The following is a 14379-nucleotide window of genomic DNA, read 5'->3' as shown; positions in this document are numbered from 1 at the left end:
GCTGACCCCGGGCGTCGCCGCGATGGCCACGCCGGCCCATACCCGCCACCCGACCGGCGCGCCGTCGTCGGCCGCCGACGAGGCGCGCGACGCGCGCTACGAGAACCCGTTCGCGCCGCCCGACGAAACCGATGCGCCCGAGGCGCCGCGCCCGCGCTCCCTGTTCGGCGAGATCCTCGACTGGATGCTCGCGCCGCTGCTGCTGCTGTGGCCGATGAGCATCGCCGTCACCTACCTCGTCGCGAAGACGATCGCGAACGGTCCGTTCGATCGCGCGCTCGAGACCAACGCGTACGTGCTCGCGCGGCAGATCCATCCGGTAAACGGCGTCGCCGAGCTGACGCTGCCGCAGCAGACGCGCGACTTCCTGCGCGCGGACAACGTCGACAGCGTCTATTTCCAGGTGCTCGGCACCCGCGGCGAACTGGTCGCGGGCGAAGCCGACATGCCGCTGCCGCGCGACGAGGACCGCCCGCCGCCTGGCGTCGTCATGTTCCGCGACGACCTGCTGCGCGGCAACGACGTGCGCGTCGCGTATACGACGGTCGCGCTGCCGCAATCGGACAGCACACAGCCCGTGCTCGTGCAGGTCGGCGAAACGCTGGACAAGCGCAACGCGCTCGCGAACGACATCATCAAGGGCGTGATCCTGCCGCAGTTCGTGATCCTGCCGCTCGCGATCCTGCTGGTCTGGTTCGGGCTGTCGCGCGGGCTCGCGCCGCTCAACGCGCTGCAGGCGCACATCCGCGCGCGGCGGCCCGACGACTTGTCGCCGGTCGAGGCGCAGCGCGCGCCGCCCGAGATCGAGCCGCTCGTCACGTCGTTCAACGACCTGCTCGCCCGCCTCGAACAGAACATGGCGCTGCAAAAACGCTTCATCGCCGACGCCGCCCACCAGATGAAGACGCCGCTCGCGGGCCTGCGCACGCAGGCCGAGTTCGCGCTGCGCCACCCCGTGCCGCCCGACGTGCAGCGCTCGCTCGAGCAGATCGCGACGAGCTCCGAGCAGGCCGCGCGGCTCGTCACGCAGTTGCTCGCGCTGGCGCGCGCCGAGAACCGTGCGAGCGGGCTGACGTTCGAGCCGGTCGAAATCGCCTCGCTCGCGCGGCGCGCGGTGCGCGACTGGGTGCAGGCCGCGCTCGCGAAACGCATGGATCTCGGCTACGAAGGCCCGCCGGACGACACGCCGCTCGACGTCGACGGCAACCCGGTGATGCTGCGCGAGATGCTCGGCAACCTGATCGACAACGCGATCCGCTACACGCCGGAAGGCGGCCGCATCACGGTGCGCGTGCGCGCCGAGCCCGCCGCGCGGTTCGTGCACCTCGAAGTCGAGGACACCGGGCCGGGCATCCCGGCCGCCGAACGCGAGCGCGTCGTCGAGCGCTTCTACCGGATCCTCGGCCGCGAAGGCGACGGCAGCGGCCTCGGGCTCGCGATCGTGCGCGAGATCGCCACGCAGCACGGCGGCACGCTGACGCTCGACGATCACGTCTACCAGCACGCCCCGCGCCTCGCCGGCACGCTCGTGCGCGTCAGCCTGCCGCTGACCGAAGCCGCCCCGGATTAACCCTGACGCGCGCCGCCGCAGGCTGCCCGGATTACGCCGAAATCGACGATTTCGGCGACGTTGCAAGCGTGATAGACACTCAAGGCAGAAACTTAGACGAAATTTGACGCACATCTGCTTTGCAGACGCGAGTCAGTCCGCCGTAAGTTTCCCTACCAATAATCGTCAACAGGCCGGCCTCACCCAAGGCGGCCGCACACCTACAAAGGGACTTGGAGACGACTCATGGCAACGTTAGGCGGGCAAATTTCGCACTCGCCGATGACGGGTGAAGAGAAGAAGGTGATCTTCGCGTCGTCGCTCGGCACCGTGTTCGAGTGGTACGACTTTTACCTGGCCGGCTCGCTCGCGGCCTACATCAGCAAGAGCTTCTTCTCCGGCGTCAACCCGACCGCCGCCTTCATCTTCACGCTGCTCGGCTTCGCGGCCGGCTTCGCGGTGCGGCCGTTCGGCGCGATCGTGTTCGGCCGCCTCGGCGACCTCGTCGGCCGCAAGCACACGTTCCTCGTGACGATCGTGATCATGGGCATCTCGACCTTCGTGGTCGGCTTCCTGCCCGGCTACGCGTCGATCGGCATCGCCGCGCCCGTGATCTTCATCGCGATGCGGCTGTTGCAGGGTCTCGCGCTCGGCGGCGAGTACGGCGGCGCGGCGACCTACGTCGCCGAGCACGCGCCGGCCAACCGTCGAGGCTTCTACACCGCGTGGATCCAGACGACCGCCACGCTCGGCCTGTTCCTGTCGCTGCTCGTGATCCTCGGCGTGCGCACCTTCATCGGCGAGGAAGCGTTCGGCAGCTGGGGCTGGCGCGTGCCGTTCGTCGCGTCGATCCTGCTGCTCGCGGTGTCGGTGTGGATCCGGATGCAGTTGAACGAATCGCCGGTGTTCCTGCGCATCAAGGCGGAAGGCAAGACGTCGAAGGCGCCGCTGACCGAAGCGTTCGGCCAGTGGAAGAACCTGAAGATCGTGATCCTCGCGCTCGTCGGCCTGACCGCCGGCCAGGCCGTCGTGTGGTACACGGGCCAGTTCTACGCGCTGTTCTTCCTCACGCAGACGCTGAAGGTGGACGGGGCGAGCGCGAACATCCTGATCGCGATCGCGCTGCTGATCGGCACGCCGTTCTTCCTGTTCTTCGGTTCGCTGTCGGACAAGATCGGCCGCAAGCCGATCATCCTCGCGGGCTGCCTGATCGCGGCACTGACCTACTTCCCGCTGTTCAAGGCGCTCACGCACTACGCGAACCCGCAGCTCGAGATCGCCACGCAGAAGTCACCGATCACGGTCATCGCCGATCCGGCCGCCTGTTCGTTCCAGTTCAACCCGGTGGGTACGTCGAAGTTCACGAACTCGTGCGACATCGCGAAGAGCGCGCTCGCGAAAGCCGGCCTGAACTACGAGAACGTCGCGGCACCGGCCGGCGCGACGGCGCAGATCAAGGTGGGCGACACGGTGATCCCGGCCTACGAAGGCAAGGCGGCCGACGCGAAGGCGCAGGGCGCGGCGTTCGACAAGACGCTCGGGTCGACGCTGAAGGCGGCCGGCTACCCGGCCAAGGCTGACCCGGCGCAGCTCAACTGGCCGATGACGATCGTGATCCTGACGATCCTCGTGATCTACGTGACGATGGTCTATGGCCCGATCGCCGCGATGCTGGTCGAGATGTTCCCGACGCGGATCCGCTACACGTCGATGTCGCTGCCCTATCACATCGGCAACGGCTGGTTCGGCGGCTTCCTGCCGGCCACCGCGTTCGCGATCGTCGCGGCGAAGGGCGACATCTACTCGGGCCTCTGGTATCCGATCGTGATCGCGCTGGCCACGTTCGTGATCGGCCTGCTGTTCGTCAAGGAGACGAAGGACTCGAACATCTACGCGCAGGATTGAGGATGAAGGGCGGGTTGTCGTTTGCCGGACGCGGGTTCCGGCGACCGACAACCCGCCCCACGGCGAGGCCGTCACGGGCCGCCGGCAACTTTTTTCGCGGAAGATGAAAAAATGTGTTGACAGCCCGAGCGTCGATCTACATAATTCAAGTCTTCGGCGAATTAGCTCAGTCGGTTAGAGCGACGGAATCATAATCCGCAGGTCCGGGGTTCGAGTCCCTGATTCGCCACCAAATGCGAGAGCCGCTGTTTCGAAAGAAACAGCGGCTTTTTCATTTTTCCGATGTCACGGCAAGTGGCACGGATGATCGAAATTCCCCGCCCGCGACGCGATCGCCACGGCACCTGGTATCTCCGGGTCGCCCTCAATCTCTTCAAGCTGCGCTCAGCACCCGGCGACCTGAACAAATTTCGCATCAATCTCAAGCAAGGCATCATCGACGCCTGTACGCGGTGATACCGAACGGCGCAAGAATCGATACCCCGCGCAATGCCGCCCGGCACACCGCAGTACGCACACGACACCGCGCTTAGAATCGGTACGTCCAAATTCCCGCTGCATCCGGGCATAACGTCAATGAGAAAACGCCTCGCATGCTTCCTGTCGATTCTGATCGGCATCGCAATCCCGCTCGCCTGCCAGGCCGACCCGCTGCCAGACACCACCGTCGACGGCCTGCATTGGAGATTCGAGCAACTGCACGACACCGGGCACGACGACGATTACGAAGTAGCCGCCCGTCGACGCGAACAGGTGCTGATCTGGGACAACGGCAAGAACCGGCAAGCTTATGCGGAAGCCGTGTTCCTGCTGGTCTCCGCTCCCTATGACCAGGTGCAGCCGCTCGTGGAGCGCGTGCTGCAACGGACGAGCCCGGTCAAGGCCAGCGCCAATAGCTGGCAGTTGCAGAATTTGCCGGCCCCCTGGAGCCATGTCCTGTTGTCGCGCCGGCCGGACCTGCGCGCAGCCATCGCCGACCATGCGACCCTGCCGAAACTGCAGCAGGCGCTGCAACAAGGCGCAATCACCCGGCAGGAACTGGACTGGCGCATGGATCAGGCTCGGGCCCGCGTCGACCGGCTGTCCCGCGGCTCCGGCCTGCCCGCGCTGCAACCCACCTACGCGTTCTGGGAAGCCCGCCAGGATCATAGCGACGGCATCACCGGCCAGTACCGGAGCGCGCTGTTCGTCAGGGTGCAGGACACAAGCGCCCTATTCGGGCATCCGGCGACGGTCGTTCAGTTCGGTCGCATCGACTCCCGGCCCAACCCCGACTACAGCCTGTGGAAAGCATTGACACTCCAGGACCTGGACGTGTTCAGCGGCAACCGGACGCAATCCAGCAGAACCGGCATCTCCGTCGTCCCGGCCGACGTGTTCACGGCATTGACCGACGCGTTGTCCGCACTGCCAGCCAGGCTGGAAATCGCCACGTCGCCCGCTGCATGGCAGTTGCCCTCGGCACCGTCGATGCCGCCCCCCGCCATCAAGCTGGTGGCACCGGACCCGAGCGCCCTGGTAATCAAGCCATCGATCATCCGCTGGGACAAGTTCGTGACCGATCCGTCGCAACGCACGTTGCTGTACCCGCACGACATCCTCGGCCTGCCGGATGGCAGCCTGCTGTTCAGCGCCCAGGTGGCCGACAACCGCGGCTGGAACGAGTACGTGTGGCGGCTGCGCGCGGCCAACGGCGCGTTGCAGGCGGACGAAATCTGGCACGGCAAGGAGGGGCCGCGACAGATGATGATCAACGGCGACGGCAGCGCCGTCTGGTTCGACGGCCAGCCCGACGCCAAGAGCAAGCCAAGCCTGTACCGATACGACATCGCGAGCAGCAAGGTCGATCGTCATGAAGTCGTCTGGCCGAGCGAGACCGATTGGCGAGACCATCAGATGAGCGATATGTCCTGGATTCTCGATGACGATCTGCCGGCCAATTTCTGGCATGACCTTCGGCATGGCGAGAAGGACGCGAATCCGGTCGGCTCCGCGTTCCTGACCGTGCAGCGCCCTGCGTCACCGCCGCCGGGCAACGACGATCCATGGCCGTTCGTCACGACGCTGTCGTCGGTACGTCAGTCGCTGATGGACGAGATCAGCAACGGCAGCAATGCGCTGATCTGGCCGGTACGCTGGCGGCCTTCCGGGAGCTACTGGACGGAGGATTCGCAAGGGCTCGCCGAGCTGGACGCCCGCACCGGCCGCACGCTGCGTACGATCGCGTTGCCCCGGCGCATCGGCACACCGGATTCCTTCAGCGCCGCCGGCGCCGCGCAATGGGTGCCCAAGCCGCTCGGCTCGCCGCAAGGTCACTGGATCGCGACAGGCTTCGAGCTGTTGCTCGACGACGACGGCAGCATGCCACCTCCCGTGAAGGCCCCGGGTCCGAAACGGGCGCGCTTCGTCGGCATGCATGTGGTGGATCTCAAGAACGGGCACGTAACGTCGGCCCTGCTGGGCGCTGCCGACACCTTCAAGGCCGCCGCCCGTTCGGCAAACGGTCGCTTCCTTGCGATGGGTACGACCTGCAAAGCGGGCGGCTGGAAACATCGCGTGGCACTCTGGGATGTCGCACAGGGCCGCACGCCCGTGCAGCTTGACGCATCGTCGCTACCCAAAAACAGCGAGATCCAGGCGCTGGCCTTTTCGTGGGACGGTTCTGCGCTGTGGGCAATCGGCACGCGCGAACTGATGCTGTGGAAATTGCCCGCCGCGCTGCGCGATCGCGCGACGCAAGGCGCTGTTCCGGATCAATCCCGCAACTGAAACCGCGGCATCGACACGCGGCTTTTCCGGGACGCCAACACCGCGGTGACCGGCGGCACGGCCACCCCGGCCGCGCCCCGGCGCCTCACGCCGCCACCGCCCCTCGCTGCAGCTTCGCCGCCTGCGCCCCCACCCGCCCGCGCCAGTTCTCCCCGCCTTCCAGCGACGGCGTCGCCTCGAACACCTCCGCGACCCAGTCGGCGAACACGCGCACCTTCTGCGACAAGTGCCGGTTGTGCGGATAGACGATCGAAATCGGCTTCGGCTTCGGATTGCAGTCAGGCAGCACCTCGACCAGCGAGCCGTCGAGCAGGTTCGGCAGCACCATGAACAGCGTCGGCTGGATCATCCCGAACCCTTCGAGCCCGCACGTCACGTAGGCATCCGAATCGTTGACCGTGACGCTTCCGTTCATCCGCACCTCGAACGGCTTGCCGTCGATCATGAACACCCACGGAATCGCACGCGCGCCGTGGCTCGCACGGAAATTCACCGCGTGATGGTCGGCGAGATCGGCAATCTCGTGCGGCTCGCCGTGACGCGCGAGGTAGTCGGGTGACGCGCAGGTCACGCGCTTCAGCATCCCGATCCGCCGCGCGACCATCGACGAATCCTCGAGCGGCCCGACCCGGATCATGCAGTCGATGCCCTCCTCGACCGGATCCACATAGCGGTCGGAGAGCCCCAGTTCGAGCGTGATGTCGGGGTAGCGCTGCCGGAAAATCGACAGCGACGGCAGCACGATGCGCCGCCCGAGCGAACTCGGCATGTGGACACGCAGCACGCCGCTCGGCTTGCGGTTGCCCGTCTGGAAACTCGCGTCGGCCTCCGCGATCTCCGAGATGATCTTCGTGCAATGCTCGTAGTACGCCGCGCCTTCCGGCGTGAGCGACAGCCTGCGTGTCGTCCGGTGCATCAGGCGCACGCCCAGCAGCGCCTCGAGGTTCTGAATGATGGTCGTCACCGACGCGCGCGGCATCGCGAGCGTGTCGGCCGCGCGTGTGAAGCTGTTCGCGTCGACCACACGGGTAAAAACTTCCATTGCCTGGATTCGGTCCATGCTGCTCCCCCTTCGAATCGCCAACGGAACAGAATAGAGCGCGCGACGGGCACGGCACAAGCCCCCGCCCATTGTTCTCCGATCCTGAATAGTTTCTGCGTTTCGGACTGGAAAGCGATCGATTTCCGTTCAGTTTCACTCGGCGATCGTTCCGGCCCCGAGCGCAGCCGCACGCCGTGCGTTATCGCACGAAGCGCTCGCGATAGCCTTGCGGCGACACGCCCAGCACCCGCACGAAACAGCGTCGCAGCGTCTCCTCGGAGCCGAAGCCGCAACGCGCGGCGATCCGCTTGACGGGCCACGCCGTTTCGCCGAGCAGGCGCTGCGCGGCCTCGACGCGGAGCTGCTCGACCGCGCGCGCGGGGGTGCGGCCGGTGCCCGCGCGGTAGTGGCGCACGAAGCTGCGCTCGCTCATGCTTGCGCGCTCGGCCAGCGCGGGCACCGACAGGTCGGCCGTCAGGTGCTCGGCCATCCACGCATGCAGTTCGCCGAACCGGTCGTCGGTGCGCTGCATCGACAGCATCGTGCTGAACTGCGCCTGACCGCCCGGGCGCTTCAGGAACACGACGAGTTCGCGCGCGACGTCGAGCGCGGTCGCCCGCCCCAGGTCCTCCTCGACCAGCGCGAGCGCGAGATCGATGCCGGCCGTCACGCCGGCCGAGGTCCACAGCGCGCCTTCGCGGATGAAGATCGGATCGGATTCGACGCGCACGTTCGGATAGCGCGCCGCGAACTCGTCGCAGCGCGCCCAGTGCGTGACCGCACGGCGCCCGTCGAGCAGGCCGGCCTCGGCGAGCAGGAATGCGCCGGTGCAGACGGACGCCACGCGCCGTGTGCGCGCCGCCTGCTGCCGCACCCAGCGCACCAGCCGCGCGTCCCGGGATGCCGCATGCACGCCCTTGCCGCCGGCGATGATCAGCGTATCGGGATGGCGTGCGGCCGAACGCAGCGACTCGGCCATCACGACGAGACCCGACGACGTCTCGACGGGCCCGGCCTCGGCCGCGACGACACGCGGCGCGTAGGGCGCCGGCTGGCCGCGCTCCTGCGCGAGCTCGTTGACGGACGCAAACACCTGCAGCGGCCCCGATACGTCGAGCAGCTGGGCACGAGGGAACGCGAGAACCAGGATCGAACGCGGGGCGGCAGGCATGGCGATTGGCTGAAAACGTGGGTGATATGGCAATTTCGCCAAACACTACGCGCCTAGAATCGATCTGTCCATCCCGCGCCGGCAACGGTGCGCCCCCCCTTCCAACCGGAGTCTTCGCATGACCCTGCATATCGGCTTTCTCGTGTTCCCGGGCGTCCAGCAACTCGATCTCACCGGCCCGCACGACGTGCTCGCGTCGCTGCCCGACGCGGCCGTCCACCTGGTCTGGAAGTCGCGCGACACCGTCGCGTCGAGCAGCGGGCTCGCGCTCGCGCCGACCTGCACGTTCGACGATTGCCCGCCGCTCGACGTGATCTGCATTCCGGGCGGCATCGGGATCAACGAACTGCTGCTCGATGCCGAAACGATCGCCTTCGTGCAGCAGCGCGCGGCCACCGCGCGCTACGTGACGTCGGTCTGCACGGGCGCGCTGCTGCTCGGCGTGGCCGGCCTGCTGCGCGGACGGCGCGCGACGACGCACTGGGCGTTCCACACGCTGCTCGAACCGCTCGGCGCGGTGCCGGTGCGTGAGCGCGTGGTGCGCGACGGCAACCTGATCACGGGCGGCGGCGTCACGGCCGGCATCGACTTCGCGTTGACGATCGCCGCGGAACTGGCCGGCGACGAGGAAGCGCAGGCGATCCAGCTGCAACTCGAATACGCGCCCGCGCCGCCGTTCGACGCCGGTTCGCCGGACACCGCGCCGGCAGCCGTCGTGAAGCGCGTCACCGAACGTTCGGCGGCCGGTTTCGCGAAGCGCAAGGCGACGATCGAACAGGCGCTGCGCGCGATGTCGCGCTGAATGCGGATACGTAGAAATTGCCTCGACGACTGAAAGACGACGCGCACTCGCGCCGGAGAACATATCGATGAACATCGTCCGCAGCGCCGCGTTCACCGCGGACCGTGCGTGGGGCGCGCTCGACATCGCGAACCTGGGCGGCATCACGGTTCGCCTGCACTGGACCGACCAGCCGTATCGATGGCACGTGAACGACGGCGAGGAAGTGTTCGCGGTGCTCGACGGTCGCGTCGAGATGCGTTATCGGGAAGCAGGCGTCGAGCACGCGACGCTGCTCGAAACGGGTGACGTGTTCCACGCGACGGCCGGCACCGAGCACGTCGCGCATCCGCTCGGCGAAGCACGCGTCCTCGTGATCGAAACCGAAGGCAGCGTCTGACGGACGTTGGCCGTGCGCCGAGGCCGCGCGGATGCCGAGCGCATCCGCGCGGCGGGTTTCATCCGGTGATCGTCCCGGTGGCCTGCGACGCGATCAGCTTCGGCTGCGGCGTGCACTGGCACTGGCACAGGTCGTGTTCGAGCGCGACGACCTTGCCCATCACGGTCATCGTCCGCTCGCCGCCGTCGGACACGATCACGCCGGGAGACTTGCAGGCGGCGCAGAACACCGACGCGCCGAGATAGGCGAGTTCACGTCCGTCGAACGACGAATTGGCGATCCCGTCGAGCACGACACCGCCGTGGTCGGTCGTGTCGCCCTTCAGAATGAATTTGCGGCTCATGTGTCGGTTCTTCCCTCGGAAATGCCGTGCAGCGCGGCATCACGGCCGCACGCGGGCAATCGGAATCCACCCGTCGATCGCGGGCGTGCCGCGAGCATATCACCGCTCGCGGCCGCCGCTAGCCGATCGCCGCATTCGTCAGAACTTGTGCCGGACGCCGATCCGCGCCTCGAACTGGCGGTCGTTCGCGGACGCGCCGGGGCCGTTGATCGCGGCAACCGCCGCGTGCCCCGTCGAATCGGCGCCCGATGCGCCGCAGCCGATCGTCGAATGCACGTCGTTCAGCGCGGCGTTTTTCGCTGTCGGTGCACACCGACACCGTGTCGTGCGTGCCGAGGCGCTTCATGGAAATCGACTGGATTCGCGAGCGGATGGTCGCGATCGGTGTGGAGGAAACGATTCCGGCCGTGTCGGTCGGCGTGCTCACGCGCCGCGATGCGCTGAACACGATTGCCTGCGACTACCTGATCCACTGCTTCGTCGAAGCCGTGCGCCGGCACGATCGCGCGACGCTGATGTGGCGGTAGCGCCGCCGTTCAGACGATCAGCGCGACGCACAGCGCGGCCCCGCACAGATACGTGCCGAGCGCGCCGATGAAACGCACGGGATTCGGGTTGGCCATCGTCGGCCACGCGAGCAATCCGATGACCAGCAGGCAGCGGAACGCGGTTGCCGCGACGATCAGCGCGAGGATCGCGCGAGACGGATCGTGGGCGCCGAAATAGAGAAACAGCACCGCGAGGAACGGCGCGTATTCGGCCGTGTTGCCGTGCGCGCGCACGATCTTGTGCAACCCGTTCGTCGGGTCGGACGCACACCCGGACCCGATGGTGCATCGAAAGCGCGTGACGGACACGACGAACCCGAGCCCGAACAGCAGCAGCCCGAGGATGGCCGTGCACACGAGTGCGACGGGATGGATCGCCATGGGACTCCGGGCGGAAGCGGACATGCGCCGCACATCCGGCGATCGTACCCGCCGCCGGCGCGCGCGGCTATCGCGGAAACCCGTAGCGTCGCCGTGCGACGCCCCCTTTCACGAACGGGTTCCGGCCCGAATTGGAACGATGCCGCAGCGCACGAAATCCGTGCATCGTCCGTCGGCCCGGCCGCGCGGGCCTGCCCGCCGCCGCCCCTGCCACGCGGACGCCGCCGCGCGCAACGCGCAAACGTTCAAGCCGCAGCGGCGCGCACCATCTCGGCGCGGCGCCCGTTGCCGCGCATCACAGGCATGCACGTTGCGTCGACGCATCTCGGTAGTCGACGCCCTTGGCAGCCCGCTGCGGAGGACTACACTAATCCTTAATGGGGTGCGGCCGGAGCCCGCGCCTTCAGGGAGACGCCGCCATGAATCGGCCGCTGAATCGTATCCTGCCGCGCGTGACCGGTCCCGCATCGGTCTGGACGTGGGTCAAGTGGTCCCTGCTCGCCGCGCTGCTGATCGCGGTGGCGATCGTCGCGCGGCTCGTGCAGAGCGAGATCGAAACGTCCCGGCTGCAGGCGCACTACCTGTCCGATCTCACCCGCGACGTCGGCTACACGCTCGAGGCGGGCCCGAGCGATCGCATCCGCTTCCCCGCGAACGGCCCGTACGACCAGCGCCTCGGCTACGCGATGATTCCGGCGTTCCAGGAACGGCTGCTCGCGCGCGGCTTCGTCGTCGGCAAGCAGGCGCGCGATTCGCAGCGGATGCTGTCGATCGGCGATCGCGGGCTGTTCCTCCCGTTCGAGGAGAAGGACCAGGCGGGCCTGACGCTGTTCGACTCGACCGGCGCGCCGCTGTTCGCGACCGTGTTCCCGCAGCGCGTCTATGCCGACTTCGACAGGGTGCCGCGCGTGATCGTCGATTCGCTGCTGTTCATCGAGGATCGCTACCTGCTCGACGCGAACGAGCCGAACCGCAACCCGGCGATCGACTGGGGGCGCTTCAGCCGCGCGCTCGCCGACCAGGCGCTGCACGTCGTCAACCGCCACCAGGCGCGCCCGGGCGGCAGCACGCTCGCAACGCAGATCGAGAAGTTCCGCCATTCGCCCGAGGGCCGCACCGCGACGCCGCCCGAGAAGCTGCGGCAGATCGCGTCGGCGTCGGTGCGTGCCTACCTGAACGGCCCGCAGACGATGCTCGCGCGCCGCACCATCGTCGTGCGCTACCTGAATTCCGTCCCGCTCGCCGCGCGGCCGCACATCGGCGAGATCACCGGCATCGGCGACGGCCTCGCCGCGTGGTACGGCCGCGACTTCAACGACGTGAACCGCATCCTGTCCGCGCCGACGACGGGCGACAACGTCGACGAACAAGGCAAGGCGTTCCGCGAGGTGCTGTCGCTGATCATCGCGCAGCGCGCGCCGTCGTACTTCCTCAATCGCGGCTATCCGGCACTGGAACGGCTGACCGACAGCTACCTGAGGCTGCTGTCGAACGGCGGCGTGATCTCGCCGGCGCTGCGCGACGCCGCGCTTGCCGCGCAGATCGAACGCAGCGCGCCGCCGGCCGCCGTGCACGTGCAGTCGTTCGTGTCGCGCAAGGCCGTGACGTCCGCGCGCGCGTCGCTGCTGTCGGCGCTCGGCATCAGCGACCTGTACCAGCTCGACCAGTTCGACCTGCAGGCGACCAGCACGCTCGACAACGGCGTGCAGCAGGCCGTCGCCGAACGGCTCGCACGGGCGTCGACGCGCGACGGCGCGCAGGCGGCCGGCCTGTACGGTTTCGAGATGCTCGCACCGAAGGACGACCCGTCGCACCTCACGTACAGCTTCACGCTGTACGAACACCGCAACGGCGCGAACCTGCTGCGCGTGCAGACTGACAGCGTGAACGAGCCGTTCGACGTCAATCGCGGCGGCCGCATCAACCTCGGCTCGACCGCGAAGCTGCGCACGCTGATCACCTACCTGCAGATCGTGTCCGACCTGCATGCGCGCTACGCGAACCTGTCGAACGCGGAGCTGGCCCGCGTGAAGCCCGACCCGATCGACGGGCTGTCGCACTGGGCGCTCGACTACCTGTCGCATACGCGCGACCGCTCGCTGCAGGCGATGCTCGACGCGGCCGTCGAACGCAAGTATTCGGCGAGCCCCGACGTGTTCTACACGGGCGGCGGCGCACAAGTGTTCTCGAACTTCGAAAAGTCGGACAACGGCCGCATCCTGACGCTGCACGCGGCCTTCGAGCACTCGGTCAACCTCGTGTTCGTGCGGCTGATGCGCGACATCGTCCACTACGAGACGCTGCAGGCGGCCGGCCCGTCGTCGTCGTGGCTCGGCGACCCCGAACAGCGCCGGCATTACCTGCAGCAGTTCGTCGACGGCGAAAGCCAGGTCTACGTGAAGCGCTACTACACGCGCTATGCGGGCAAGGCGCCCGACGACGCGCTCGCGCTGATGCTGAAGGACGTGCGCAAATCGCCGCCGAAGATCGCGACGGTGCTGCGCAGCGTCGCGCCGAACGAATCGCTCGCGTGGTTCGACGCGCAGATGCGCGCGCAACTGAAGGGCACGCCGGCCGCGACGCTGTCCGACGACGATCTCGCCAGGCTCTACGCGAAGTACGCGATCGACCGCTTCAACCTCAACGATCGCGGTTATATCGCGAGCGTGCATCCGCTCGCGCTGTGGACGCTCAACTACCTGCGCGCCCACCCGGCGGCGCCGCTTGCCGATGTCCAGCGCGACAGCCGCGACGCGCGTTTCTACACGTACTCGTGGCTGTACAAGACGCGCTACCACGCGACCCAGGACCGCCGCATCCGTCGCATGGTCGAACTGCGCGCGTACGCGGAGATCACGAAGTCGTGGCGGGCACTCGGCTACCCGTTCGCGGAAGTCACGCCGTCGTACGCGGCCGCGATCGGCGCATCGGGCGACCAGCCCGACGCGCTCGCGAAACTGATCGGCCTGATCGCGAACGGCGGCCAGAAAGCGCCGACCGAGACGATCACACGGCTCGACTTCGCGAAGGGCACGCCGTACGAAACGCGCTTCGTGCGCGCGGCCGCGCAGCCGCAACCGGTGCTGTCGCCCGAGATCGTCAACGTCGCGCACACGCTGCTGCGCGACGTCGTGCTCAACGGCACCGCGCGCCGCCTCGCGGGCGGCTTCACGCTGCCCGACGGCAAGACGCTCGACGTGTACGGCAAGACCGGGACGGGCGACCAGCGCTTCAACGTCTACGCGCGCGGCGCGCGGCTGATCGAGTCGCGCAAGGTGAACCGTAGCGGCACGTTCGTGTTCGTGCTCGGCGACCGGTTCTTCGGGGTCCTGACGGCGACCGCGCACGAACCGTACGCGGCACGCTACGACTTCACGAGCGCGATGGCCGTGCAGTTGCTGAAGTCGATGGCGCCGGCGCTCGCGCCGCTGATCGAACGCCCGGCCGGCACCGGCACGCGCACCGCGGGCGCCGCACCGCACGCGGCAGC

At 67.8% G+C, this 14379-nt stretch carries 13 protein-coding genes and 1 tRNA gene; 9 read left to right on the top strand and 5 right to left on the bottom strand.

Annotation, left to right across the window (positions count from 1 at the left end; translation table 11 throughout):
• The first annotated feature begins 22 nt into the window (after positions 1–22).
• From DPV74_RS31650 to DPV74_RS31630, 5 genes are all read left to right on the top strand, one after another.
• Positions 23–1570: a sensor histidine kinase gene (locus tag DPV74_RS31650; RefSeq protein WP_059699960.1), complete on the top strand. Its 1548-nt coding sequence runs from the start codon at positions 23–25 to the stop codon at positions 1568–1570.
• 225 nt (positions 1571–1795) lie between these two features.
• Positions 1796–3454 carry an MFS transporter gene (locus DPV74_RS31645; RefSeq protein WP_059699958.1) on the top strand — a complete coding sequence of 553 codons (1659 nt, stop codon included), beginning with the start codon at positions 1796–1798 and terminating at the stop codon, positions 3452–3454.
• 155 nt (positions 3455–3609) lie between these two features.
• Positions 3610–3686, top strand: a tRNA-Met gene (locus DPV74_RS31640).
• A gap of 71 nt (positions 3687–3757) precedes the next feature.
• Positions 3758–3910, top strand: coding sequence for a hypothetical protein (locus DPV74_RS31635; protein ID WP_155637359.1), 153 nt, complete (start codon positions 3758–3760; stop codon positions 3908–3910).
• Between the two features lie 120 nt (positions 3911–4030).
• Positions 4031–6223, top strand: a complete 2193-nt coding sequence (locus tag DPV74_RS31630) for a hypothetical protein (RefSeq protein WP_119338611.1) — start codon at positions 4031–4033, stop codon at positions 6221–6223.
• 85 nt (positions 6224–6308) lie between these two features.
• Here the strand turns inward: DPV74_RS31630 and DPV74_RS31625 are convergent, their stop codons facing one another.
• Positions 6309–7283: a LysR family transcriptional regulator gene (locus tag DPV74_RS31625; protein WP_027789208.1), complete on the bottom strand. Its 975-nt coding sequence runs from the start codon at positions 7281–7283 to the stop codon at positions 6309–6311.
• A gap of 181 nt (positions 7284–7464) precedes the next feature.
• The gene (locus DPV74_RS31620) at positions 7465–8436 is read right to left on the bottom strand and encodes a GlxA family transcriptional regulator (protein WP_119338610.1); all 972 of its coding nucleotides are present in this window, start codon (positions 8434–8436) and stop codon (positions 7465–7467) included.
• A gap of 118 nt (positions 8437–8554) precedes the next feature.
• On the opposite strand from DPV74_RS31620, the gene DPV74_RS31615 reads away from it, so the two are divergent.
• The gene (locus DPV74_RS31615; protein ID WP_021160187.1) at positions 8555–9238 is read left to right on the top strand and encodes a DJ-1/PfpI family protein; all 684 of its coding nucleotides are present in this window, start codon (positions 8555–8557) and stop codon (positions 9236–9238) included.
• Positions 9239–9305: 67 nt separating this feature from the next.
• Positions 9306–9617 (top strand): cupin domain-containing protein, encoded by a 312-nt coding sequence (locus DPV74_RS31610; RefSeq protein WP_119338609.1) that lies wholly within the window; start codon positions 9306–9308, stop codon positions 9615–9617.
• Between the two features lie 58 nt (positions 9618–9675).
• Here DPV74_RS31610 and DPV74_RS31605 read toward each other — a convergent pair whose 3' ends face one another.
• Entirely contained in the window at positions 9676–9960 is a 285-nt protein-coding gene (locus tag DPV74_RS31605; protein ID WP_027789204.1) for a PAAR domain-containing protein, read from the bottom strand.
• 138 nt (positions 9961–10098) lie between these two features.
• Positions 10099–10236: a hypothetical protein gene (locus tag DPV74_RS31600; protein WP_162923188.1), complete on the bottom strand. Its 138-nt coding sequence runs from the start codon at positions 10234–10236 to the stop codon at positions 10099–10101.
• Positions 10237–10304: 68 nt separating this feature from the next.
• Between DPV74_RS31600 and DPV74_RS31595 the strand changes: the two genes are divergently transcribed.
• Positions 10305–10487 carry a hypothetical protein gene (locus DPV74_RS31595; protein ID WP_240440043.1) on the top strand — a complete coding sequence of 61 codons (183 nt, stop codon included), beginning with the start codon at positions 10305–10307 and terminating at the stop codon, positions 10485–10487.
• A gap of 9 nt (positions 10488–10496) precedes the next feature.
• On the opposite strand, the gene DPV74_RS31590 is transcribed toward DPV74_RS31595, so the two are convergent.
• Complete coding sequence (locus DPV74_RS31590) at positions 10497–10889, bottom strand: MAPEG family protein (protein WP_119338608.1); 393 nt, start codon at positions 10887–10889, stop codon at positions 10497–10499.
• 419 nt (positions 10890–11308) lie between these two features.
• Between DPV74_RS31590 and DPV74_RS31585 the strand changes: the two genes are divergently transcribed.
• Positions 11309–14379 (top strand): transglycosylase domain-containing protein (locus tag DPV74_RS31585; protein ID WP_119338607.1); only part of this gene is annotated, 3071 nt, incomplete at its 3' end.

This window comes from Burkholderia sp. HAN2018 (assembly GCF_024704855.1).
GTDB lineage: Bacteria > Pseudomonadota > Gammaproteobacteria > Burkholderiales > Burkholderiaceae > Burkholderia > Burkholderia cepacia.
This window is presented reverse-complemented; position numbering and strand designations above follow the sequence as displayed.